This window comes from Nocardia sp. NPDC059228 (assembly GCF_042754245.1).
Taxonomy (GTDB): Bacteria; Actinomycetota; Actinomycetes; order Mycobacteriales; family Mycobacteriaceae; genus Nocardia.
Genome location: NZ_JBHZAL010000008.1, coordinates 205,755 through 228,267, shown reverse-complemented (window position 1 = coordinate 228,267; position 22,513 = coordinate 205,755). Strand labels below are relative to the sequence as shown.

Below are 22,513 nucleotides of genomic sequence, written 5' to 3'. Positions count from 1 at the left end.
GCTCCGGCCGCGCGCATGCCCGAATCCTCCCACTCCAAGATGACGGCCGTGTGAGCGGCGTCGAATTCCAGGAGATGCCACAACGGCATGGCTCCGATCACACACGCATATATTGAGCAGATGGCAAGGGCAGCGGTGTTGGGCGCGGGGTCGTGGGGGACCGCGTTCGCGAAGGTGTTGGCGGAGGCGGGAACCGAGACCATCGTGTGGGCTCGACGGCCGGAGGTGGCCAAAGTGCTTGCCGCCGAGCATCGCAATCCCTGGTATCTGCCCGATGTGGCGTTGCCGCCCCTGGCCGCGACCGATGATCCCGTGGTCGCGCTGGACGGTGCCGACATCGTGGTGCTGGCGGTGCCCTCACAGTCGCTGCGGACCAATCTCGCGGCCTGGAAGGACCTCATCCCGGCCGATGCCACGCTGCTGAGCCTGGCCAAGGGCATCGAGACCGGGACCCTGCTGCGCATGAGCCAGGTCGTCGCGGAGGTCAGCGGCGCGGATCCGAGCCGGATCGCGGTGCTGTCGGGCCCGAACCTGTCGCACGAGATCGCGGCCGGCCAGCCCGCCGCGACCGTCGTGGCCTGCCCGGACGTGGCGCGGGCCGAGGCGGTCCAGCACGCCTGCGCCACCGGCTATTTCCGGCCGTACACCAATTCCGATGTGATCGGCTGCGAGATCGGCGGCGCCTGCAAGAACGTGATCGCCCTGGCCTGCGGCATCGCCTCGGGGATGGGGTTGGGCGACAACTCGATCGCCACCCTCATCACCCGCGGGCTGGCCGAGATCATCCGGCTCGGGGTGGCCGTGGGCGCGGAGCCGGTCACCTTCGCGGGGCTGGCGGGTGTCGGCGATCTGGTGGCCACCTGCACCTCGCCGCTGTCGCGCAATCGCTCCTTCGGGCACGCGCTGGGTGCGGGCGGCACCATGGAGACCGCGCTGGACGCCACTCATGGCCAGGTCGTGGAGGGTGTGAAGTCCTGCACATCAGTGCGGGCGCTGGCCGCGGCGCACGGGGTGGAAATGCCGCTCACCAATGCCGTGCACCAGGTGTGCCACGAGGGGCTGTCGGCGGCCGAGGCGGTCGGGCAGTTGCAGGGTCGCCGCCTGAAATCGGAATGACCTGTCCCTGGTCGGGGCGACCGTGTAACACTGCCGCCATATTCGACCGGGTACGGTTCGGGGCATGACCAACAGGACCAGGGTGGCGGTGGTGTTCGGCGGCCGCAGCAACGAGCACGGGGTGTCGTGTGTCTCGGCACGCACCGTGCTGGCGAGCCTCGATCCCGAACGGTACGAGGCGGTTCCGATCGGCATCACGCGCGACGGCACCTGGGTGCTCGGTGACGCGGATCCGCGGGCGCTGTCCGCGCAGGATCGGGCGCTACCCGCGGTCGACGAACAGGGCACCGCGCTGGCGCTGACCGCCGATCCCTCGCGCGGCGGCGCGCTGGTGCCGCTGGACGGCGCCGACACCGTGCTGGGCGTCGTGGACGTGGTGTTCCCGGTGCTGCACGGCGCCTTCGGTGAGGACGGCACCCTGCAGGGTCTGCTGGAGCTGGCCGAGCTGCCCTATGTGGGTCCGGGCGTGCTGGCCAGCGCGGCCGGGATGGACAAGGAGTTCACCAAGAAACTCCTTGCGGCCGAAGGTCTTCCGATCGGCGTGCAGGTGGTGCTGCGGCCCGGCGTGACGACGGTCGCCGACGCCGACCGGGCTCGCCTGGCGCTGCCGGTCTTCGTGAAGCCCGCCCGCGGCGGGTCGTCCATCGGCATCACCAAGGTGGACAGCTGGGACGAGCTCGACGCCGCCATCGAGACCGCGCGCCGCCACGACCCGAAGGTGATCGTGGAGGCCGGCATCGTCGGCCGCGAAGTCGAGTGCGGCGTACTGGAATTCCCGGACGGCCGGGTGGAAGCCAGTGTGGTGGCCGAGATCCGGATGCCCGAGGACGACGCCGAGGCGCCCGCCTTCTACGATTTCGACACCAAGTACCTCGACGACGTCTGCGAGTTCGACGTCCCCGCCAAGCTGGACGACGATGTGTCCCAGCAGATCCGGGAGCTGGCGGTGCAGGCCTTCCGGGCGCTGGACTGCCAGGGCCTGGCCCGCGTCGACTTCTTCGTGACCGCCGACGGTCCGGTCATCAACGAGATCAACACCATGCCCGGGTTCACCGCCATCTCCATGTACCCGCGCATGTGGGAGGCCACCGGCATCGACAACCGGACGCTGGTGAGCACCCTCATCGAGACGGCTCGCGCGCGCGGCACCGGCCTGCGCTGACCGCATCTCCGGCGACCCGGTTCATCAATTCGGATGAGGGACCGGGCCGTTCGCATGCGACCTGCGGGCGACGGCAGCCGCCTCGGGCCGGGCGTAGCCTCGATCAGGTGATCGTGGCTCTGACGATTCCCGGCCTGGCCCTGCTGATCATCGCGGTGGCCTTCGCCGATGTGGCCTACCGCAGGGTGACCGGGCGGACCGCGCTGCCGTGGATGCGGGCCGAGGATGGCGACCGCAGCGCGGCGGCCATCGGCCTGGAGCAGTTCGACGCGGCGTTCAACTCGGCCAAGCGGCACGAGATGGAGCAGCGGCAGTCGGTACTGATGCACCGGGAGAACCCGGGTGACGGGGACGAGGGCGTGGAGATCGACCTCACGGCCGGGAAGGCCACGCTCCGCAAGCTCTGACGGATGGAGCGAGCACCGGCAGATATATCCGCCGGACCGGCTGCCGTCAGTTCGGGATCGGGTTCGGGTCGATCGGCTTCTGCGGGATCGTCTGCTGGATGGCCGCCGAAATGTCCTGCAACGGACCGGGTCCGGCATTGTCGGGCATGGTCAGCGCGATATAGATGCCACGGTCCACCGCCCAGTAGGTGCCGGAGGTGACACCGCTGGTCTGGTCACGCACCTCGAACCAGTTGACGCCCGAGTCCCCATTGGCCGCTTTGCTGGTCTGGATCTGGTTCATGCTCGAGGACTTGACGAATTCCAGCGGCCGATCCAGGCCGCAGCGCACCACGATGGCGTCGCCGCCGTCCGGCAGCTGCCAGGCGTGCGTGGCGGGCGGCGCGGGCTGCACCAGCTCGGAGGTGGTGTAGTCGCCGATCTTGTCGGGCAGCGCGGGCATCAGGGCGGTGCACTCCGGGCCGGACGCGGTCGGCGCGGGCACGGCGCCCAGCACCAGCGGGTCGCGGCTGTGGTGCCGATTGGCCAGCACACCCATGACGAGCAGCCCGACGACCAGCGCGACCGGGAGGGCGACGGCGGTGGCGATGAGCGCCGGCGAGCGGCGGACCTCATAGTCCTCGTCCGAGTCCTGGCTCGCGGCAGCCTCTTCAACGGCGTCGGAATCCTTCGACTCCGCGACCTCCGAGTCCTCCGACTTCGCGGCGTCTGCGGTCTCCGCCGCCGTGGCGTCCGTGGCCTGCTCCGTGGCGTCGGCGGCCTTCGTCGCGTCGGCGTCGGTCGCGTCGGTGCGCTCCGGCGTGGTGTCCGGTTCGGTGCCGCGGGTGTCGTTGCTCATCCGGTCGTCGGTCCCCGATCGTGGCGTGCCGGGCACGCGTCCCGGCTGCTGGTCGTCGATTGCGGGTTCGAGGGTACCGTCGAGCGATCAGGCGTCCGCATCACACTCGTCCCGAAGGAGACCGCCATCACCACCAGCAGCAGGCCGCAGTCCGTTCCGGCCGCCCGCACCGTGGGCGAGCTCGGGGAATTCGGGCTCATCGCGCTGGTGAACCAGGGGCGGACGCAGACGCCGGGGGTGCTGCTCGGTCCGGGCGACGACGCGGCGGTGATCGCCGCGCCCGAGGGCCGGTTCGTGGTGACCACCGACATGCTCGTGCAGGACCGGCACTTCCGCACCGACTGGTCGAGCGCGCACGATATCGGCCGCAAGGCCATTGCGCAGAACGCCGCGGACGTGGTCGCCATGGGCGCGGTGCCCAGCGCCTTCGTGGTGGGCCTGGGCTGCCCGTCGGACACCCCGGTCGAATTCGTGCGCGCGCTGGCGGACGGCCTGTGGGCCGAGGCCGGGCGGGCCGGGGCCTCGATCGCGGGGGGCGACATGGTGCGCAGTCCGCTGCTGATCCTTTCGGTGACGGCGTTCGGCGATCCGCGCCGCGCGCCCATCAAGCTGTCGGGGGCGCGGCCGGGCGACGTGGTGGCGGTGGCCGGGCGGCTGGGCTGGTCGGCCGCGGGGCTGGCGGTGCTGACGGCCGGGGCCGACGCCGCCGAGTTCGCGGACGCGATTGCCGCGCACCGGGTTCCGCGGCCGCCGTACGAGGCGGTGCTGGAGCTGCCGGACACCGCGGAGATCACCGCGCTGACCGACGTGTCGGACGGGCTGCTCGCCGATCTCGGGCATATCGCCGAATCCTCCGGTGTGGCCATCGATCTGGCGGCGGCGACACTGGCCGATCCCGGACTGGCGGCGGTGGGGAAGGCGCTGGGCGTCAACCCCCTCGACTGGATTCTGTCGGGCGGCGAAGACCACGCATTCGCAGCGACTTTCGCCGATTCGGGCGATGTGCCGGAGGGCTGGGTGCGTATCGGACAGGTCCGCGCCGGCGCGGGCGTCACCGTCGACGGCACCCTCCGGTCCGGACCGGCCGGTTGGGAATCCTTCGCATAGCCGGGTCCGGTACCGCGATGAAACTCGACACGATAAGTTTTCCCGACATGGGTGCGAAACCACTGTCGGAAGTCATCGATACGGGCTGGGCCGAGGCCCTCGAGCCGGTGACCGACCGCATTGCCGCGATGGGTGAATTCCTGCGAACCGAAAACGCCGAGGGGCGTGGCTATCTCCCGAAGGGGGAGAACGTGCTGCGCGCCTTCCAGCGGCCGTTCGACAAGGTGCGGGTCCTCATCGTCGGCCAGGATCCGTATCCGACGCCGGGGCATCCGGTGGGGCTGAGTTTCTCGGTGGCCCCGGATGTTTCGCCCATTCCGCGCAGCCTGTCGAACATCTACTCGGAGTACTCCAAGGATCTCGGCTTCCCGACGCCGTCCAACGGTGATCTGTCGCCGTGGTGCGATCAGGGGGTGCTGATGCTGAACCGAGTGCTGACCGTGCAGCCGGGCCAGCCGGCCTCGCATCGCGGCAAGGGCTGGGAAGCGGTGACCGAGCAGGCAATTCGCGCGCTCGTGGCCCGGGACCAGCCGCTGGTGGCGATTCTGTGGGGCCGCGACGCCTCGACATTGAAACCCATGCTGGGCAGCACTCCGTACATCGAATCCGCCCATCCCTCACCGCTGTCGGCTTCGCGAGGATTCTTCGGTTCTCGGCCTTTCTCCCGAACCAACGAATTGCTGGGTACCCTAGGGGCCGCGCCGGTGGACTGGCGTCTGCCGTAGCGCGGATCCGTTACCTGATTCAGGAGCATGTGTATGCAGAAGAAGACTGCCCGTGGTGTTTTCGTCGCGCTGGCCGCGGGTGCGGCGCTGGCCGCGGCCCCGGCCGCCGCGAACGCCGAGCCGTTGACGCTGGACCCGTACGTCCCCGACGTGAAGACCACCACGGTCACCCCGGTCGGCAGCCTGCTCGACACCAATAGCGTGAGCGGCCTGTCGTCGAACGTGACCTCGCGCCTGGCGTGCGTGGTGCAGTCGATCAGCCAGCAGGTGGACTGCATCAACGGCGCGGCGTGATGCCGGGCGTCGGGCGCCGGTCCTCGTCGCGCGGCGCCCGGCGCACCATCCGCACCTGCATTGCGGGACTGAAGGCTTCGACTCGGCGTTCCCCGTCGAGTTCGAAGCCGTATTTCTTGTAGAAGGCCTGCGCGCGGGGGTTCTCCTCGAACACCCAGAGTGAGGTGTCGGCGTCGTCCGGCAGCACCGTGCGCATCAGCTCGTCGGCGAGGCCGGTGCCGTAGTAGGCGGCACGCACGTACATGGCATTGAGTTCCCGTGGCGTGGGCGAGTTCTCCTCGGCCGCGGGGCCGGCGGCCGCGAATCCGACGACGGTGTCGTCGACGACGGCGACCCACACGTGCCCCGGATACTTCACCCGGACCCGGTCCCAGGCCGCCGCGCGCTGATCGACATCGAAGGCGTCCAGCACGTGCTGCGGGATCAGGCCCTGATACGCCTCACGCCAGCAGGCGACATGGCAGGCGCCGAGACCGTGGGCGTGCTCGGCCCCGAGCGGGACCACCCGCCATTCGCTCATGCGTCCTCCCACTGCAGACAAAAGCCCCGGATCACCCAATTCTGGGTGCCGGGGCTTTTGTGGAAAAGCTGATTCAGCCGCGAACGACCTTGCCTGCCTTCAGGCAGGAGGTGCAGACGTTCATGCGGCGGGTGTTGCCGGGGGCAACCTGGGCGCGCACGGTCTGGATGTTCGGGTTCCAGCGACGGTTGGTGCGCCGGTGCGAGTGCGAAACCGACTTACCGAAGCCGGGGCCCTTGGCGCAGACGTCACAGACGGCAGCCATAGTCGCGAGCTCCTTCATGTCATAGTGGGACGCGCTGCACGGTGTACAGCGTGTCCGAAAGCCTAATGTCTTGGACGTACCTACCAGCAAATCGCTGGTGAACGCGGGCCGATACCTGAGAGGGCAGGACCGTGCCTGCGTGAGGCAACCGGACAAGAGTAGCCAACCCTGCCCGGGCGTGTCCAATCAGCCCCCCGGGCACGGTTCCGTATGCGGCGTACGAATGCCAGGTGGCGGCGTGGTGTCGGTTGCCCCGACTAGGCTGGCTGCCGGGATTCCACGACGCGAGAGGACGGTGACGGTGCCCGGGGTAGCGGACGCGTTCGACGGTCACGAGGGCCTGGATGGAACTGCCCTGCTGAGGTGGGGCCGGCTCGCCCTGAGCGCCCTGGAACGCCACCGGGACGAGATCAACGCCCTCAATGTCTTCCCCGTCGCCGACTCCGACACCGGCACCAATCTGCTCAGCACCATGCGGGCAGCCGTCAGCGGTGCCGAGGCGGCAGCGGGCACGCTGCACCAGCGCATCGGACCGGGCGCGGCCGTCTCGAATGGCGAGGATGGCGCGCCCGCCCCCGGGGATGCGGCCGACGCCGCGCATGCGAATCCGGGAAGCGGACCCCGGGCCCGGGAAGTCGGCGCTGCCATGGCGCGCGCGGCGACCATCGGGGCGCGCGGGAATTCGGGGATCATCCTGTCGCAGGTGCTACGCGGGATCGCGGACGCGGTGACCGATGGGCCGCTGACGGAGCAGGCGCTGCGGGTGGCGTTGCGGCAGGCCGCGCGGCTGGTGCGGGAGGCGCTGAGTTCGCCGGTCGAGGGGACCATGCTCACGGTGCTGGAGCGGGCTGCCGAGCGGGCTGCCGACTGTGCGGAGCGGGATCTGGTCGCGGTGGCGCTGGCGGCGGCCGATGGAGCGGCCAAGGCGTTGGGGGAGACGCCCAGCCAACTGGGGGTGCTGCGCGAGGCCGGGGTGGTGGACGCCGGGGCGCGCGGATTGCTGGTGCTGCTGGACGAATTGGTGGCGGCGGCCGGTGGGAGCGCGCCGGCGCGACCGGCTTACCGGCGCGGCGCACCGGAACAGCACCGGGTGAGTGTCACGGGCGAGCTCGACGCCGAGGCTTCGGGCGCGAAGGCGGGGACAGCTGCCGGGGCGGCGTCGAATCCACCTGTCGCGGTGGCGAATTCGGCTGCGAGCGGATCGTTCGGCCGGGCGGCGGTGGCCACGCCGCACTACGAGGTCATGTTCCTGGTGCGCGGAACCGACGAGGAGCGGATCGCCGCCCTGCGGGATCGGCTCGGCGCGCTGGGGGATTCGGTGGTCGTCGTGGGTGACGGGTCGCAGACCTGGTCGGCGCACGTGCACTGCGCCGATGCGGGGGCGGCGGTCGAGGCCGGGCTCGAGACGGGGTCGCTGAGCGGGATTCGCATCGAGACGCTGACCGTGTCCACCCACGCCCCCGGCGGGACGGATCGGGCGATTCTGGCGGTGGCGGCCGGAGCGGGCGCGGTGCGGCTGTTCGAGGACGCGGGCGCCGTGGTGCTGGAGGGCGAGGTGACGGCGGACGTGCTCCTCGAAGCGATTCGCGCGGTCCGGCAGCGGGAGGTACTGGTGCTGCCGAACGGGGCGCTGCCCGCGCACGAGCTGGTGGCGGTGAGCGTGGCGGCGCGGGACGGGCAGCGGGAGGTACTGATGCTGCCGTGCGGGTCGATGGTGCAGGGGCTGGCGGCGCTGGCCATGCACGATACGGGGCGGGCCGCGGCGGACGACGCCTTCGCCATGTCGGAGGCGGCGGCCGGGACACGGTGGGGGGCTTTGCGAGTGGCGCCGGAGCGGGCGCTGACCATGGTGGGGATGTGCGAGGCGGGGGACGGGCTCGGCCTGGTGGGCCACGACGTGGTGGTGATCGATCCGGATGTGCGGGCGGCGGGGCGCACGCTGCTGGACCGGATGCTCGGGCTGGGTGGGGAATTGGTGACCATGCTCATCGGATGCGATGCGCCGGAATGGCTTTCCGCTGATCTGGCCGGGCACGTGGCCGCGGGTTTCCCGGGTGTGGAAGTGGTGGTGTACCCGGGCGGGCAGGCCGGTGACCTGGTGCAGATCGGGGTGGAATAGATGGCGACACTGGCGGATCGGCTCGACCACGTGCTCGGGGTGAAGGCGGCCGAGGGGCTGCAGGAGCACTTCGACATGCAGACGGTGGAGGACCTGCTGCGGCACTATCCGCTGCGCTACGCCACCCAGGGGCAGCCGCTCACCGAGGAAGCGCCCGAGGAGGGCCAGCACATCACGGTGATGGGCCGGGTCACCAAGACCGAGCTGCGGCCCATGAAGAACCGGCGCGGCAGCCTGCTCAAGGTGAACCTGGACACCGGCGGCGCCCGCCCGGTGGAGATCACCTTCTTCAACGGCGACAAGGTGCGCTATCTGGTGAAAGAGGGTGTGCGGGCGATGATGTCGGGCACCGTGCACTGGTGGCGGCCCGACCGCTGGAACCTGTCGCACCCGGACTATCTGATCCTGCCGGAAAAGGGTGACGGGTCGATCGAGAGCCTCACCACCGTGCGCGGCGGCGGCGCGCTGCGCGGCTTGGCGCAGAGCGCGAAAGGTGCGGGGGGAGTGGATGTCTCGTTCTTCGAGCGCGAATTCATCCCGGTGTACCCGTCGACCGCCAAGGTGCAGAGCTGGGATCTGCTGCGCTGCATCCGCCAGGTGCTCGACCAGCTCGACCCCATCGACGATCCGCTGCCGGAAGCGCTGCGGACCGAGCACGCGCTGTTGCCGGTCTCCGACGCGCTGCGCCTGATCCACCTACCCGAGCACAAGGCCGATATCGAAGCCGCCCGCGGCCGTTTGCGTTTCGACGAGGCCATGGCCCTGCAGCTGGTGCTGGCCGAGCGCCGCCATCAGGTGGAGGGCCGGGCGGCCAAGTCGTGCCCGCCGCGCACCGACGGCATCGCGGCCGCCTTCGACAAGCGGCTGCCGTTCGAGCTGACCGAGGGGCAGCGCACGGTCATCGACGAGATCTCCGCCGACCTGTCGCGCAGCCATCCCATGCACCGGCTGCTCCAGGGTGAGGTGGGTTCGGGCAAGACCATCGTGGCCCTGCACGCCATGCTGCAGGTGGTGGACAACGGCCAGCAGTGCGCACTGCTCGCACCGACGGAAGTCCTTGCGGCGCAGCACTATCGGTCCTTGACGAAGATGCTCGGCGATCTCGGGAACGCGGGTGAGCTGGGCGCGGCCGACCAGGCCACCAAGGTGGTGCTGGTGACCGGCTCCATGTCGGCGGGCCAGAAGAAGGCGGCCCTGCTGGACGCGGTCACCGGTGAGGCGGGCCTGGTGATCGGCACGCACGCCCTGATCCAGGACAATGTGGAGTTCTTCGATCTGGGCATGGTGGTGGTCGACGAGCAGCATCGTTTCGGCGTGGAACAGCGGGATGCCCTGCGCGCCAAGGCCAAGAACGCCGCCAGCCCGCACCTGCTGGTCATGACGGCCACCCCGATTCCGCGCACCATCGCCATGACCACGCTGGGCGATCTGGAAACCTCGGTGCTGACCCAGCTTCCGCGCGGCCGCTCCCCGATCACCTCGAAAGTCGTTCCCGCCAAGGTGAAACCGGCGTGGGTGGATCGGGCGTGGGAGCGCATCGGCGAGGAGGTGGCGCAGGGGCGTCAGGCCTATGTGGTGTGCTCGCGCATCGGCGACGAGGAGGAGAACGGAAAGGGCAAGGGCCGTAAGGCGAAAGCCGAGGAGGAGAAGGAGGGGCCCACCACCCACTCGGCGGTCGACATGTACGAGATGCTCGGCTCCGGGGCCTTCAAGGAGCTGCGGGTGGGCCTGCTGCACGGTCGGCTGCCGTCCGATGAGAAGGACCGCGTCATGCGGGCCTTCAATGACGCCGAGATCGATGTGCTGGTGTGCACCACGGTGGTCGAGGTCGGTGTCGACGTCCCGAATGCCACGGTCATGGTGATCGTGGACGCGGATCGTTTCGGCGTGAGCCAGCTGCATCAGCTGCGCGGCCGCGTCGGCCGGGGCAAGCATGCGGGCCTGTGCCTGCTCATCACCGAGACCAATCCGATGGGAACGGCCATGGCCCGGTTGGAGGCGGTCGCGGGCACCACCGACGGCTTCGAACTGGCGGTACTGGATCTACGGCAGCGCCGCGAGGGCGATGTGCTGGGCTCGGCGCAGTCGGGCACGGCCCGCAGCCTGCGGCTGCTGTCGCTGCTCGACGACCTCGAAGTCATCACGGCCGCACAGCAGCTGGCGCGCGAGATCGTCGAGTCCGATCCGGGCCTGCGGAACCATCCCGGCCTGGCGAGCATGATGCGCGCGGCCGTGGACGGCGAACGCCTGGAGTATCTGGCCAAGTCCTGACGGCTCAGCCGTCCGTGGGCTCCGGGGTCAGCTGCGCCAGTTCGTTCCACCGGGCGAGTTCCTCGTCGTGCGAACCCGTGAGCGTGGCCTCGGTGACATCGACCGCGGCCGCGTCATCGCTGTCGCCGTCGCGGGTGAGCAACAGCAGCGGCCAGGTGGGCCGGCCGGGTTCGGACCCGTCGAACGGCTGCCAGGTCCAGGGTCCGCCGAAGCGCCACGCGCGCCCGCCGGCGTCGGCGACCTCGTCGCCGATCTCCAGGAAGGCGTATGGGCGGAAGCGTAATTCGACGCGCCGGGGGATGTCGTCGTCGGGGTCGAACGCGGCGCCCTGATCGTCGAGCTCCGGATCGAAGGATTGTCCCGCGCACAGGTAGACGACCTCCCGCCGCGGCCGCGGCAGCCACCCCGTCACGCGCGGCGGATCGAAGTGCCGTACGGCGACGACGTGGACGACGGTCGGCGGAATCCCGATGCGGCAGTCGGCCTCGGCAGCGAGTTCCCCGGCGGCGGGCTGGATCCGGAACACTTCCCGTTCCCATCCGGGCGTGTCCGGCCCGGCCGCCACCGCCACCACACCGTTCCACCGCACTCCGTCGCTCGCCGGATCCACGGCCCACCACGGCCATTCGACGAAGACGTCGTTCGCCGTCACCTCGGTCACTCGCGCCGCGGTGAACGGACAGGACAGCTCGAGGATGTCGCCAACCCGGTATTCGAACGCCACAGCCACCGAACCTAACCCGTTCCCACCCCCGCCGTCGCATTCCGCGGGACCGGCCGGTCTCGGGTACCGAGGGTGGACGGGTGGGTGCGGCGCGCCCGGAAAGTCAGCCGGCGGCGGGGAATTCGTCGGCCTTCACGCCCTGGATGAAGGCTTCCCACTCCCGGACCGTGAAGAGCAGCACCGCGCCGTTGCTGCCTTCCTTGCTGTGCGCGACCACGATGCCGCGGCCGGGCCAGTAGCCGACCTGGACGCAGCTGCCATGGGGGCCGCCGGCCGCGCTCGTCCGCAGTTGGAGTTCGGCGGGCAGATCTGCCTGGGTGATCATGGGGGCGGTTCCTTTCGTCCTTTCACGGGTCGGGTCGGACGCGAGGCGTAGGAAGAGCAGCCGGGGTCCACGATGCGGGACAGCGCCGTCTGGCATCGGCTGAACGAATGCGAACACGGGGTCCGGAGACGGCCGGATGACCGATTGTTCGACGGGTTCACACTACCGGGTAGCCGCTGGGTGCGCGCCCGATCGATTGCAAATCGGTGACCCGTCATGAGGATTCAAGATCGACGGCTCGCCACGGGTACAGACACGTTCGCCCATACGGAATTCGGCGATGCCGTCCGTACGGGCGAACAGGGATGCCGCCGGGCGGATTCTCACACTTCGAGGTCCTCCTCGATGCCCTCGAGGCGGTGGCGGGCCATGCCCGCGGGCCCGATGTGCGCGGGCAGATCGTGCGCGATGAGCAGCCCATCGGTGGACGCCACGAGTGTGCCCGTCAGCTGCGGCACCCGATCCCGCAGCGACTTCAGCTCGGGGCTTTCACCGGCGACGATGGGTGCTCGGCGGACGTCGGCCCGCCGAGGGCGTCGGAAGGTGCGGTGCTACCGGGGAACTCGGCGGTAGCCGGGTGGGCGCTCGGCGCGTTATGCGGGAATCTCAGCGGGGCAGACGGGGATACGGCAGATCCGAACTGGTGTGCTCGCTGATCGCCAGCGGCCGCCCGATCTGCGGGAAGGCGCGCTGGGCGCAGCCGGGGCGCTCGCACACCTTGCAGCCCGCGCCGATGGGCGCGGCCGCGGCCGGATCGTCCAGCTCCAGGCTGCGCGAATACACCAGCCGGTCGGCGTATTCGATGTCGCAGCCCAGTCCGATCGCGAATTCCTTTCCGGCCGTGCCGAATCCGGTCGGGGTGGGCGCGGTGGTGCGGGCCACCCACAGGTAGCGCCGTCCGTCGGGCATGGCGGCGATCTGGGACAGCATGCGGCCGGGATGATTGAACGCCTCGTGCACCACCCACAGCGGGCAGCTGCCACCCACCCGGGAGAAGTGGAAGGCGGTGGCGGACTGGCGTTTCGAGATATTGCCCGCGCGATCGGTGCGGATCAGGAAGAACGGCACCCCGCGCTGGCCCTGCCGCTGCAGGGTGCTGAGCCGATGGCAGACGGTCTCGAAGCCGACCTCGAAGCGCAGGCTCAGCAGGTCGATGTCGTAGTGCAGCTCCTCGGCCGAGCGCAGGAACTTGCTGTACGGCAGGACGAGCGCGCCGGCGAAGTAGTTGGCCAGCCCGATCCGGGCCAGGGTGCGGGATTCGCCGGTGAGCGCGGGACTTTCGTCGAGAACCTCGTCGAGCAGGCCGCCGTGCAGCAGGAAGGCCAGGGTGGTGGCGATCTGGAAGGCCCGCTGCCCGGGCCGCAGCCGCCGGGCCAGGGTGAGGGTGCGGGTCTCGGGCTCGTAGTGGCGCTTGGGGATGTTCGGATCGGCGCCGTCGCCGCGGACCAGGACGGTGACCCCGGCGCGTTCCTCCGCGACCCGGGCCAGCTGCCGGTCGAGGGAGCCGATGGTGAGTCCGCTCTCCTCGAACAGCCGCTCGGCCGCGAGATCCAGCTGGGCGATGTGATTATGGTGATCGTAGAAGAAGTCGCGCACGTCCTCGTAGGGCATGGGGACGCCGGGTGCGCCGGTGGGGGTGGCCACCTTGGAGGACAAGAGATCCAACTGGTCGGTCGCGGCACGTAGTCGGCGGTGCATGGCCACAACGATTTTCGCGACCTCGGGCATGCGGGTGGCCAGGTCCTCGACCTCGGCCACCGGCGCGGCATTGCCACCCGCGGCCTCCACCAGGATCTCGTGCAGGTCCGAGACCAGCCGCGCGTCGGAGTCCGCGGCGAAGAACTGCACATCGAGGTCGAAGGTGGAATTCAGTTTCAGCAGCACGGGAATGGTGAGCGGCCGCTGATCACGTTCGAGCTGGTTGAGGTAGCTGGGGGACAGGTCCAGGGATTTGGCCAAGGCCGCCTGGGTCATCCGCCGTTCCTCGCGCAACCGCCGTAGTCGGGCGCCCGCATACATCTTGCGCACGTGCAGGATGGTACCGATTCGGCTTCGCAAACATCGCAATTTGAGGAGACTCGCCGCAACTTCGCCGACCCTGCGTGGCACTTCGCCATGGCGGACGGCCTGCGTAGCATGCGAATTCGATGCTACGAGCGGTTTTGCGCGCGAGTCCCCATCGTACGACCAACCCGACGCCGCCGAGGGGGAACGAGGTCCGGAATGTATGCCGAAATCCGCGGGTTCACCCCAGAATCAAGTGAACCTGGAGTTCGCCGACCAGGAACCCGAGCACCGCGCCGATGGCCACCAGCTTCCATTCGTCCTGTTTGAACGCCGGGCGCAGCAGGCCCTCGTACTCGTCGTCGGTGAGTTGCTTCGTCTTCTCGATGACGAGGTTGCGCACATCCAGGGCCTCGATGGCGTGCTGATCGAAACCGGAGTGCGCGGCGGCCTTGACGTGATCGAGCACGAAGGTGACCGCATCGCGTTCCAGGGCGGTGTAGCTGTCGCGCGCGACCATCATCATGAGCGGGCGGGCCGGGCCGGTCTGCAGTTCGAGGAACTCGCTGGCGTGCCGGCTCAGGAGAGAGGCCAACCGGTCGGCACGCTCGCCATTGAGGACGGCCTCGAGAATTCGTGCGGGGGTGAGGATCTCGGTGGCGATGAGATCGCCGTAGTCGGTGCAGACCTGCTCCCGGCGCTTGTGGAACAGGCCCTGCCACTTGAACGGTCCGATACCGATCGGGCGGATCGGACGGAAGATCATCTGCAACGCCAGCCAGTCGGTGATCAATCCGGTGAAACCACCGAAAGCGGGCATGAGCAGCGGGGAGTGGGTGAGCGCCCAGGTGATCATCTGCACGAAGCCCAGCACCGTGCCGAAGATCAGGCCCGAGCGCACGATGAAGCGCAGCTCGTTGCGGCCCACCCGGCGCACCATCTCCACCAGCAGCGACTTGTCGTCCACCAGCGCGCTGATGGCCATGCCGCGCAGATCCATCACCTGGTCGAGATTGGTGCGCAGGTCGTAGACGATGTCCTCGATCAGCTGCGGCAGATCCCGTTGCGCGCGTTCGATGATCGCGCGCTGGGCGGCGTCGGGCATGTTCACCCAGAGCCGGGGCTGATGCTTCATCATCATGGCGCGGACCATGTAATCGACACCGGCGTCGAGGGGTTCGCGCAGCCGCGTGGTCAGCTCGGCGACATCGATGCGGGCGATGACGTCCTGCGGATCGATGAGCTTGCCGAACATGAGATCCACCGCGATGGTCGCCATACGCGGCGCGGAGCGTGGAATGACGCCCTGCCAGCCCAGCCACGGTGGGATGCCCTTGAATTCGAGCGGATACATCAGCATCTGCACGGCGACGATCTTGGTCACCCAGCCGATGAGGGCGGCGACGAGCGGGATGGAGCAGTACAGCAGCCAGTGGTCGGCGAAATCCGCGATCAACCCTTCACCCCGGTGGTTGCCATGCCCTGCTCCTCGGTGCAATTATTCGTATTCAGCCGTGCGGCTATTTGTGCCGCGGCTCAGGCTAGGAGACCTGCGTGCCCACTGGCAAGACCGAGAGCTCACCGCCCACGCAGCGCGTGATCGCCATCGTGGAACTGCTGGCCGCCCAGGACGACTCGCTCACCTCCGCCGAGATCGCCGACACCCTGGACCTGAACCGCTCCACCACCGGAGCGATCCTGGCCGCGCTCGCCGACGGTGGCTGGGTGCGCCGGCGGCCCGATCTGCGCTATGAACTCGGCGAGCGGCTCGCCGCGGTCGGGGCGCGCGCCGCGCTGGGGCAGCGCGATCGCGCCTGGCTGGACCGGGAATTGGCGCGGCTGGCCGATCGCGTCGACTGTGGTGCGGCGCTGACCGCGCTCAGCGGCGGCCACCTGAAGTTCGTGGCCGTCACCCGCGACCGCCTCACCGTGGGAATGGAGTCCGGCGTACGGATTCCGCTGCTCGCTCCGGCCGGAGCCGCGATCATCGCCCACACCGGCGCTGCCCGCCAACGGGATTGGATCGACCCACGCGGGGCCGAGCGGCGTGACGAATATCGCGCCGTCCTCGATACCCTGCGCACCGCAGGCTACTGTGCGTGGCGGCTGGAACGCGACAGCCTCCCCGGAGTCCGGGTGCTCTCCGAGGTCGCCGACCACCTCGCCGAACATCCGGGAAACACGGAGCTGCAGGGCAAGGTGCTGGCACAGCTGGCGACCTTCGGCGGCAGCGCCTACGACCAGCAGACGTTCGACAGCGACGCGACACTGCCGCTCAGTTATATGAGTGCCCCGGTTTTCGACGGCGGCGGCCACGCGGTCATGGAATTACAGATCGGCCCCCTGCGCGAGGATGTCACCCGCACCGAACGCCGCCACTACCTCACGGAATTGTCCGCGGCCGCCCGCCGCATCGGCGACGGGCTCGAGCCCGTCAGTCCTCGCCCCACACCACCGCCTGCGCGGCGATGACCGCGGTGCCGTTGAATGTCACCGCCGGTGATCCGTGCAATCGATACCCCTCGTCCAGCAGTGCGCTGATCCGCTCGCAGAAGGTCGCGTCGTCGGGCCCGGTGATCAGTCGATAGCGCAGTCGCGGTTGCTCGGTCATGACGCCAGCCTAGGGACGGCGGATTCCGGAGGGGCGGGCGCTACTGCATCTCGCGGGTGGTCGCGATGAGGAATTGGATGGTGTCCTGCACCTTCTGGTCCGTCATCCGCAGTGGGACCGAGCTCGTCGCGGCGATCTTGTCATCGATCGCCAGCATCCCTTCCCAGGTGCCGACCCGGGTCAGATAGCTGTCGTCCGGGGTGCGCCAGACGTCCTCACCGAAACCGTCCAGTCGCTGGTAGCGGGCGCCGATCGGGTCGGTGTGGTCCGGCTTGCGCATATTGCGGACCGTCAGCCACGCCACGTAGGGGGCGCGGCGCTGCAGGTTCAGGTAGCAGGATCCGTTGGTGTCGATCGAAGCGTCGATCGTGCCCTGGCTGAGTTCGGCCACCTGCACCTCGGGAACGCCGAGCGTGTTGTGGAAGAAGTCGATCATCCGCGTGCACAGATCTCGGTTCGAATGCGCGGAAGTCGTTGCACCGGGACTGATTTGGGTTGCCGGGGACGATCCGCATCCCGCCAGCGCCAGCACGGCCACAACCGGCAGGCACCGGACCCCCCACCGCTTTCCGATCACCTCGACCTCCTGTCCGGGCCGCAGCGTAACAGGACCGGCGGGTCCGGCCAACCACGGTGGCGCAACTGCGCCGGGCCGACCACCAAGCGCCACAACAACTCTCGATGCGGAGGACGTCGACCGGGCTCGGTCAGAGCACCTTCACGATGGCGGGCACGACCTTCTGGACCAGGACGTCGGAGGAGCGGTCGGTCCAGGTCTGGAAGGACTGGACGGTGGCGGGATCGTCGACGATCACCAGCCTGGCGTGGGAGAGGCTGGAGGAGAGGAAGCTGCTGGGCAGGCCGCGCAGGCCGCCGTTGCCCGCCTGCCGGTCGGTGCGCACGACGATCACGATGTCGACGTCGGGGACCGAGACGTCGGAGGGGGACAGTGGGCGCGGCGACGCCTCACCGGGCTGGGCGCGGTAGTCGGTGCTGTAGCGAAAGCCGATGTCCACCAGGAACTTCGCCTGATCGCTGGTGTCCAGGTCGGCGGAGAGGCTGCCGTCGCCGAAGTTGAACGCGGCGACGGTCTTGTTCTGGAAGGTGGGGTGGGCGGAGCGCACCTGATCCAGCGCATCGGTGTGCACGGTGGTGGTCACGGTGGTCGAGCCGCCGGAGTCGTGGTTGGTGACCAGGTAGGCGGCGACGCCCGAAACACCGAGCAGCACGATGATCGCCGCGATGACCGGAGCGAGCCACACCCGCCGGTACGGCGCGGGCGGTCGTTGCGGGTCGATCCGCACGGTCGGCGGTTCGTCCTCGAGAACCGGGCGGGCGGCGACCGGTGGCGCGGGGACAATCGGTGCGGCGGAAGGCATCCGGCCCTGCAAGGCCAGCTCCGCGTCGCGGGTGAAGTCGTGGCAGGTGGCGTAGCGGTGGTCCGGATCCTTGGCCAGCACCTTGGCGATGACCGCGTCCAGCGCCGGCGGCAGATCCGGGCGCAGCGGGCTCAGCGCGGGCGGCGGCTCCTGAAGGTGACCCAGGGTGGCCTGGGCCAGGGAGGTCACCGGGAACGGGGTGCGGCCGGTGAGCAGCTTCACGAACGCGCAGCCCAGGCTGTAGATGTCGCCGCGATGGTCGAGCGGCCCGGCGACCAGGCGTTCGGGCGGCGCGTAGGCCAGCGTCGCCATCAGGCTGTCGGTGGCGGTGAGCTCGCGGCCGTCGGTAATCGATTTGGCCACACCGAAATCGGTGAGCAGCACCCGCTCCTCGCCGCCGGGCTCGCCGTCCGGTTCACCCGGCGAGAGCAGGAAGTTCGCGGGCTTCACATCCCGGTGCAGCAGCCCGCGCCGGTGCGCGTGGTCGAGGGCCTTGCCGACCTCGGTGATGATGCGCAGCGCCCGCCGCGGCGTCAGGCCGGTGGGGTTCTTCTTCAATTCCACGGCGGCGTCGGTGCCGGGCACGTACTGCATGGCGATCCACAGCCGGCCGTCCTCCTCGCCGCGCGCGTAGACCGTGACGATGTTCGGATGATCCAGTTCCGCCGCGAGATTCGCCTCGCGCTCGAACCGCGCCCGGTAGTGCTCGTCGTGGGACAGATCGGCGCTGAGCACCTTCAGCGCGTCGAGCCGCCGCGGGAACATCGGATCCTGCACCAGATACACGGTGCCCATCCCGCCACTGCCGAGCACTCGGATCACCCGGTGGCCGCCCACGATCGTGCCGGGCCGCAACGGCATGGACATCCTCCCTCAGCACTGCCGGGATCCCGACCCTTTCGAATGTAGCAACGATCGTCACACCCGGCCCGGCATCAGATGTGCCCGTATGCCAGTAGCTCGTACTGTGCCGAAAGTCGTTGGCGCAGATCCTGGGACTGGTCGGCGAACACCTCGGCGACAAAGTGGTCGTAGGGCAGATAGCACAGGAATTTCGCTCCGGCGGCGTTCTTCTCGTCCTTCAGCTGCAGGCACCGGGCGGTCGCCAGGCCGGGCGGCGGGTCGATGGATGTGTACCGGTCGCCCAGCTCGTCCACGAAGGCGCCGGTGAGCCGTTGCGCGCCGGCCGCGTCCCGGGCCCGGTACACGCCGGAGAGCGCGTGCGCCACCAGGTCCACTCCGGCCTCGTCGAAGGCGCGCCGGGTGGCCGCCGGCCGATCGTCGAGGGTCAGGGCGGCGTGCGGACCGTACAGTCCCTCGGTCGCCCAGATCTGGCCCTTGCCCGGCGGCAGGGTGCGGCCGAGTAGATCCTCGGGATCGGCGGCCAGCCCGGCGAGCTGATCGAGCGGGGTGGGCCGGTAGTCCCGCATGGCCTCGATCGTCTTGTCCAGCACCAGTTTCGCCGTGTCCAGCAGAGCCCCCGGACCGTCGGGCACCGTGAGGTCGTCCTCGATGTAGAGCCAGTAGAGGTAGTCGTCCCGCGCGTAGGTGGCCTTCACCCATTCGAGCGAGGTCAGCGCCGCCCTGGCGGTGGGGTATCCGGGAATCTGCAGCGGCGCCTTGTCCGGATAATCCGGACTGGCCAGTCCGACAAGGAAATTGCCGGCCGCCGCGGCCTGCTCGGGCTTCGCGAACCGCAGCACCGTGATGTCCACGTTCAGTCCGAGTGTGGTGTCGGACCGATGCCGCCCGCCCGACTCCCAGCCCGAGATCAGGCCTGGCGCTTTGTCATTGAAATTGTCGATGCTGATCGGCGGGTAGTCCGCCGTGATCGCGTGTGCGGAATTGTTGAACACCAGGCGGTTGTCGATATCCAGCGCCAGCGGTACGTGCTCGGCCATCCGGATCGACTCCTGCAGCAGATCGCCCACTGTGATGTCGGGCTTCTGGCTGGTGATCGTGCGCGGTACGACCGGATAGTTGCCCGGATCCAGTTGGGAGGCGTCGACGATCGCGGCCTTCGAGGCGGGGGTCGCGGGATCACGATGGTCCGCGCCGCACGACGCCGCGAGGACGGCCGCCAACGCCAGCAGGACCAGGCGGCCGGGCAGGGTGCTGGTGCGCGCGGTGGTCATGACTGTCCGCTCTTGGCCAGCATCGAATACTGCGCCGACACCCGTTGCGGGAACGAGGCCGGTGCGCCGCCGCTGAACCGTGCCTCCGCCCCGATCACCGCGACATACCGGCCGTACACGACCACGCAGAGGTAGGTGTACTGGCGAATCGGCTCGGGTTCATCGAGCTGGATGCAGTGCGCGTCGGTGATGCCGGGCGGATTGGGGAATTCGTCGTCGTCGCGGCCCAGGGTGGTCAGCGCGGCCTGTAAACCGAAGGCGGCCGCCAGGTCCCGGGTGCGGTAGACGGTCGCGGCATTGCGGGCGACCAGATCCACCCCGGCCGCGGCGAATGCCTTGCGGGCGGCGGCGCCGTCGCGCTCGTAGTGCAGGGCGCCCGCCGGGGTGTAGATACCGCCGTAATTCCATTCGAACTGGTCGGCATCGGAGGTGTCGTACTTGTTCGGCAGCGTCAATCCCAGGATGTTGTCGGGGTTGATCGGCAGATCGGGGAGGTCCTCCAGCGGCGTCGGCGTCAGATCGGCCATCCGGGCGAGCTGGGCCTGCACCATGGCCCGCAGTCGCACCTCCAGCGCGGCCGGATCGGCCCGCGGGATCACGGCGTGGCCGACGATCGCGTACACGCCGTGCACCGCGAAGACCTGGCCCTTGGCATCGGTGATGGACGAGGCCCGCGCGTCGACGCCGACGATCGGAATCGGGTGCAGCCCAGGGGCGGCCAGCGCATCGGCGAACCCGTCGATCGCGGCCCGGGCGGCCGGCTCGGTCGGAAACCGCATGACCGCCAGCGTGATGTGCTTGCGCGCCCGGACACTGTTGTTGTTGCGCCAGATGTACGCGCCCGCGATCATGCGATTGTGCTGGGCGACCGCCTGCCAGGCCTTGGGGAAGGGGCCGTCGGTGTCGTCGAAGTTCGCGTCGGAGGTGTCCAGCACCCGGGCCCCGCCCAGATACGTGACGTCGGGATCGATTTCGTCCGGGCCGACCAGATAGGTCATCATGCGGCGCGATTCGATCTGGTATGCGTCGGTGGCGACCGAGTACGTCGGGGCGTATTCGATCGGGGCCGAAGGATACGGTCCGACAATGAGTTTCGAGACGTCGGCCGGTGTCATGCCGGGGATCGGGCGACCCGGAACCGTCGACGACGCCATCGCGATGCCGAACGCCAGGACCGTCGTCACCACCGTCACGACCACCAAAGCCGTTCGTGGCCTGCGGAATTCTCGGATTCGCCTCACGCCGTCACCTGCTCGTCACCAGCACGTACTCGGCCGAGGTCTTCTGATACAGCTCCGGCACGTTCATGGCGCCGACCTGCACGGTGTACCGGTCCACGTGGAAGTTGCACTGGTTGGCGACCGCATGTCCGTGGTCCAGCACCGCGAAACAGCCGATGTCGCCGGGGAAACCCGGCGGCGGGGCGATGCTCCGGCGATCGCCGGAGGTGTCCGTGGCCGGATTCCACCGGTCCCACAGCGCCCGGGCCGCCGTCCCGGTCCGGCTGTGGAACACCAGCGCGTCTCCGTAGCCGACCAGGTCGATGTCGCCGACCGTCAGGAAATCGAGGTCGTTGTCGGTCAGGCTCTGCAGCGCGCCGCGGCCCGTATACACCCCGTCCGGATCCGGCCGCATGGGCTCTTCGGGATTCGTCGGCAGGGTGCGGCCGAGAATGCCCTCCGGATCGAGCGGCAGGTGCTCGAACCGGTCCGCGGGTGTGGGCTGGAACCGGTCCAGCAGCGGTAGCGCCACGTCCAGCATCCGCTCGGTGCGGGCGGTCAGGTCGGGCAGATCCGGTGCCGCGGCCAGCTCGTCGACCACCTTGATGAACACGACGTAGCGATCGTGCACGGTCCAGGAGCCGATCGAGGCTACGTTCGGCCGCCAATGCGCCTTGCTGTCAGGGTATTTCGGGAGGGTGACGGCCCGGTTGTCGACGTTGTAGGTGAAGTCGTCGTGCTCGAGCGCGGGGCCGACGGCCGTGGCGCGCCCGGCGTCCGGCAGCTCCAGCACCGCGATGCTCAGCCTGCGGTGCTTGTCGTCGGAATCGGATCCGGTGCACCAGGTATCGACCCAGCCGCCGCGCAGATCGTGGGCGACCTCGTCGAAGGTGTCGTTGATGAGGATGTCGCCCAGGCCCTTGTGATTGGTGACGAGGTGCGGGCGGACATCGTTGGAGCACTCGTAGGCGTAGTCCCGGTCGGCCTCGAACGGCAGCGCCACGTAGTCCGACAGCCGCTGTGACTCGCGGATGCGGGATTGCTTGTCGGTCTTGGCATTTCCCACCATGCGCGGTGCGATCTGATAGTTGCCGACCTCGAGGCTGCCCGGATCGGTCTGCTGCCGCACCGGTTGACCGGAAACGCTGGTGGTACAGCCGGTCGCGGCGGCGAGCACGACCGCGACACCGCACAGCAGCGGCGCGCGCGACGCGAACGATCTCACCGTCCCCTCCTCGCGCCGGATGTTACCGGCGCGCAAGTCTTCTCGCGCGGCTTTGGCCGCCGGTGG

The 22,513-nt window shown here is 69.3% G+C and carries 23 protein-coding genes; 9 read left to right on the top strand and 14 right to left on the bottom strand.

Features of this window, described 5'->3' with window-relative positions:
* Positions 1 to 120 precede the first annotated feature (120 nt).
* From ACFXKA_RS16170 to ACFXKA_RS16160, 3 genes are all read left to right on the top strand, one after another.
* Positions 121 to 1,116, top strand: a complete 996-nt coding sequence (locus tag ACFXKA_RS16170; protein WP_379427792.1) for an NAD(P)H-dependent glycerol-3-phosphate dehydrogenase — start codon at positions 121 to 123, stop codon at positions 1,114 to 1,116.
* A 64-nt stretch (positions 1,117 to 1,180) separates the two neighbouring features.
* Entirely contained in the window at positions 1,181 to 2,278 is a 1,098-nt protein-coding gene (locus tag ACFXKA_RS16165; protein WP_354837872.1) for a D-alanine--D-alanine ligase family protein, read from the top strand.
* A gap of 107 nt (positions 2,279 to 2,385) precedes the next feature.
* Positions 2,386 to 2,685: a DUF6191 domain-containing protein gene (locus tag ACFXKA_RS16160; protein ID WP_354837870.1), complete on the top strand. Its 300-nt coding sequence runs from the start codon at positions 2,386 to 2,388 to the stop codon at positions 2,683 to 2,685.
* 46 nt (positions 2,686 to 2,731) lie between these two features.
* Here ACFXKA_RS16160 and ACFXKA_RS16155 read toward each other — a convergent pair whose 3' ends face one another.
* On the bottom strand, positions 2,732 to 3,523 hold the full coding sequence (locus tag ACFXKA_RS16155) for a DUF3515 domain-containing protein (protein WP_379427791.1): 792 nt from the start codon (positions 3,521 to 3,523) through the stop codon (positions 2,732 to 2,734).
* Between the two features lie 171 nt (positions 3,524 to 3,694).
* Here ACFXKA_RS16155 and ACFXKA_RS16150 point away from each other — a divergent pair, with 171 nt between their 5' ends.
* From ACFXKA_RS16150 to ACFXKA_RS16140, 3 genes are read left to right on the top strand one after another with little or no spacing between them, the layout of a single operon-like run.
* Positions 3,695 to 4,630: a thiamine-phosphate kinase gene (locus tag ACFXKA_RS16150; protein WP_379427790.1), complete on the top strand. Its 936-nt coding sequence runs from the start codon at positions 3,695 to 3,697 to the stop codon at positions 4,628 to 4,630.
* Positions 4,631 to 4,677: 47 nt separating this feature from the next.
* Positions 4,678 to 5,355 carry a uracil-DNA glycosylase gene (locus tag ACFXKA_RS16145; RefSeq protein WP_354837984.1) on the top strand — a complete coding sequence of 226 codons (678 nt, stop codon included), beginning with the start codon at positions 4,678 to 4,680 and terminating at the stop codon, positions 5,353 to 5,355.
* Positions 5,356 to 5,388: 33 nt separating this feature from the next.
* Positions 5,389 to 5,649: a hypothetical protein gene (locus ACFXKA_RS16140; protein WP_354837864.1), complete on the top strand. Its 261-nt coding sequence runs from the start codon at positions 5,389 to 5,391 to the stop codon at positions 5,647 to 5,649.
* On the opposite strand, the gene ACFXKA_RS16135 is transcribed toward ACFXKA_RS16140, so the two are convergent.
* Positions 5,633 to 6,169, bottom strand: a complete 537-nt coding sequence (locus tag ACFXKA_RS16135; RefSeq protein WP_354837862.1) for a GNAT family N-acetyltransferase — start codon at positions 6,167 to 6,169, stop codon at positions 5,633 to 5,635. The two genes, ACFXKA_RS16140 and ACFXKA_RS16135, sit on opposite strands and share 17 nt — an antisense overlap.
* 73 nt (positions 6,170 to 6,242) lie before the next feature.
* Positions 6,243 to 6,434, bottom strand: a complete 192-nt coding sequence (gene rpmB, locus ACFXKA_RS16130) for a 50S ribosomal protein L28 (protein WP_011210730.1) — start codon at positions 6,432 to 6,434, stop codon at positions 6,243 to 6,245.
* 340 nt (positions 6,435 to 6,774) lie between these two features.
* Here rpmB and ACFXKA_RS16125 point away from each other — a divergent pair, with 340 nt between their 5' ends.
* Complete coding sequence (locus ACFXKA_RS16125) at positions 6,775 to 8,553, top strand: DAK2 domain-containing protein (protein ID WP_379427819.1); 1,779 nt, start codon at positions 6,775 to 6,777, stop codon at positions 8,551 to 8,553.
* On the top strand, positions 8,554 to 10,824 hold the full coding sequence (gene recG / locus ACFXKA_RS16120; protein WP_379427789.1) for an ATP-dependent DNA helicase RecG: 2,271 nt from the start codon (positions 8,554 to 8,556) through the stop codon (positions 10,822 to 10,824).
* A 4-nt stretch (positions 10,825 to 10,828) separates the two neighbouring features.
* On the opposite strand, the gene ACFXKA_RS16115 is transcribed toward recG, so the two are convergent.
* The 5 genes from ACFXKA_RS16115 to ACFXKA_RS16095 form a co-directional block, all read right to left on the bottom strand.
* Complete coding sequence (locus tag ACFXKA_RS16115; RefSeq protein ID WP_379427788.1) at positions 10,829 to 11,554, bottom strand: hypothetical protein; 726 nt, start codon at positions 11,552 to 11,554, stop codon at positions 10,829 to 10,831.
* A 97-nt stretch (positions 11,555 to 11,651) separates the two neighbouring features.
* On the bottom strand, positions 11,652 to 11,873 hold the full coding sequence (locus ACFXKA_RS16110; protein WP_354837851.1) for a DUF397 domain-containing protein: 222 nt from the start codon (positions 11,871 to 11,873) through the stop codon (positions 11,652 to 11,654).
* Between the two features lie 323 nt (positions 11,874 to 12,196).
* Positions 12,197 to 12,331, bottom strand: a complete 135-nt coding sequence (locus ACFXKA_RS16105; protein WP_379427787.1) for a hypothetical protein — start codon at positions 12,329 to 12,331, stop codon at positions 12,197 to 12,199.
* A 148-nt stretch (positions 12,332 to 12,479) separates the two neighbouring features.
* Complete coding sequence (locus ACFXKA_RS16100) at positions 12,480 to 13,901, bottom strand: short-chain fatty acyl-CoA regulator family protein (protein ID WP_379386811.1); 1,422 nt, start codon at positions 13,899 to 13,901, stop codon at positions 12,480 to 12,482.
* 217 nt (positions 13,902 to 14,118) lie between these two features.
* The gene (locus ACFXKA_RS16095; protein WP_379427786.1) at positions 14,119 to 15,333 is read right to left on the bottom strand and encodes a DUF445 domain-containing protein; all 1,215 of its coding nucleotides are present in this window, start codon (positions 15,331 to 15,333) and stop codon (positions 14,119 to 14,121) included.
* Between the two features lie 98 nt (positions 15,334 to 15,431).
* Here ACFXKA_RS16095 and ACFXKA_RS16090 point away from each other — a divergent pair, with 98 nt between their 5' ends.
* Positions 15,432 to 16,349 carry a helix-turn-helix domain-containing protein gene (locus ACFXKA_RS16090; protein ID WP_379427785.1) on the top strand — a complete coding sequence of 306 codons (918 nt, stop codon included), beginning with the start codon at positions 15,432 to 15,434 and terminating at the stop codon, positions 16,347 to 16,349.
* On the opposite strand, the gene ACFXKA_RS16085 is transcribed toward ACFXKA_RS16090, so the two are convergent.
* The 6 genes from ACFXKA_RS16085 to ACFXKA_RS16060 all read right to left on the bottom strand — a co-directional run bounded on the left by ACFXKA_RS16085 (position 16,312) and on the right by ACFXKA_RS16060 (position 22,447).
* Positions 16,312 to 16,488: a DUF1737 domain-containing protein gene (locus ACFXKA_RS16085; protein WP_354837843.1), complete on the bottom strand. Its 177-nt coding sequence runs from the start codon at positions 16,486 to 16,488 to the stop codon at positions 16,312 to 16,314. The two genes, ACFXKA_RS16090 and ACFXKA_RS16085, sit on opposite strands and share 38 nt — an antisense overlap.
* 40 nt (positions 16,489 to 16,528) lie before the next feature.
* Positions 16,529 to 16,924 carry a hypothetical protein gene (locus ACFXKA_RS16080; protein ID WP_379427784.1) on the bottom strand — a complete coding sequence of 132 codons (396 nt, stop codon included), beginning with the start codon at positions 16,922 to 16,924 and terminating at the stop codon, positions 16,529 to 16,531.
* Positions 16,925 to 17,195: 271 nt separating this feature from the next.
* Positions 17,196 to 18,728 (bottom strand): serine/threonine-protein kinase, encoded by a 1,533-nt coding sequence (locus tag ACFXKA_RS16075; RefSeq protein WP_379427783.1) that lies wholly within the window; start codon positions 18,726 to 18,728, stop codon positions 17,196 to 17,198.
* A 74-nt stretch (positions 18,729 to 18,802) separates the two neighbouring features.
* Positions 18,803 to 20,002, bottom strand: a complete 1,200-nt coding sequence (locus ACFXKA_RS16070; protein WP_379427782.1) for a hypothetical protein — start codon at positions 20,000 to 20,002, stop codon at positions 18,803 to 18,805.
* On the bottom strand, positions 19,999 to 21,243 hold the full coding sequence (locus ACFXKA_RS16065; protein ID WP_379427781.1) for a hypothetical protein: 1,245 nt from the start codon (positions 21,241 to 21,243) through the stop codon (positions 19,999 to 20,001). The genes ACFXKA_RS16070 and ACFXKA_RS16065 overlap by 4 nt, the downstream gene beginning before the upstream one ends.
* Before the next feature lie 4 nt (positions 21,244 to 21,247).
* On the bottom strand, positions 21,248 to 22,447 hold the full coding sequence (locus tag ACFXKA_RS16060) for a hypothetical protein (protein WP_379427780.1): 1,200 nt from the start codon (positions 22,445 to 22,447) through the stop codon (positions 21,248 to 21,250).
* Positions 22,448 to 22,513 lie beyond the last annotated feature (66 nt).

Excerpts from the sequence above, each read along its gene's own strand:
- recG (WP_379427789.1), top strand. The coding sequence starts at position 8,554 with ATGGCGACACTGGCGGATCGGCTCGACCACGTGCTCGGGGTGAAGGCG.
- ACFXKA_RS16080 (WP_379427784.1), bottom strand. The coding sequence starts at position 16,924 with ATGATCGACTTCTTCCACAACACGCTCGGCGTTCCCGAGGTGCAGGTG.
- ACFXKA_RS16165 (WP_354837872.1), top strand. The coding sequence starts at position 1,181 with ATGACCAACAGGACCAGGGTGGCGGTGGTGTTCGGCGGCCGCAGCAAC.
- ACFXKA_RS16155 (WP_379427791.1), bottom strand. The coding sequence starts at position 3,523 with ATGAGCAACGACACCCGCGGCACCGAACCGGACACCACGCCGGAGCGC.
- ACFXKA_RS16140 (WP_354837864.1), top strand. The coding sequence starts at position 5,389 with ATGCAGAAGAAGACTGCCCGTGGTGTTTTCGTCGCGCTGGCCGCGGGT.
- ACFXKA_RS16070 (WP_379427782.1), bottom strand. The coding sequence starts at position 20,002 with ATGACCACCGCGCGCACCAGCACCCTGCCCGGCCGCCTGGTCCTGCTG.
- rpmB (WP_011210730.1), bottom strand. The coding sequence starts at position 6,434 with ATGGCTGCCGTCTGTGACGTCTGCGCCAAGGGCCCCGGCTTCGGTAAG.
- ACFXKA_RS16145 (WP_354837984.1), top strand. The coding sequence starts at position 4,678 with ATGGGTGCGAAACCACTGTCGGAAGTCATCGATACGGGCTGGGCCGAG.
- ACFXKA_RS16075 (WP_379427783.1), bottom strand. The coding sequence starts at position 18,728 with ATGCCGTTGCGGCCCGGCACGATCGTGGGCGGCCACCGGGTGATCCGA.
- ACFXKA_RS16110 (WP_354837851.1), bottom strand. The coding sequence starts at position 11,873 with ATGATCACCCAGGCAGATCTGCCCGCCGAACTCCAACTGCGGACGAGC.
- ACFXKA_RS16135 (WP_354837862.1), bottom strand. The coding sequence starts at position 6,169 with ATGAGCGAATGGCGGGTGGTCCCGCTCGGGGCCGAGCACGCCCACGGT.
- ACFXKA_RS16085 (WP_354837843.1), bottom strand. The coding sequence starts at position 16,488 with ATGACCGAGCAACCGCGACTGCGCTATCGACTGATCACCGGGCCCGAC.
- ACFXKA_RS16170 (WP_379427792.1), top strand. The coding sequence starts at position 121 with ATGGCAAGGGCAGCGGTGTTGGGCGCGGGGTCGTGGGGGACCGCGTTC.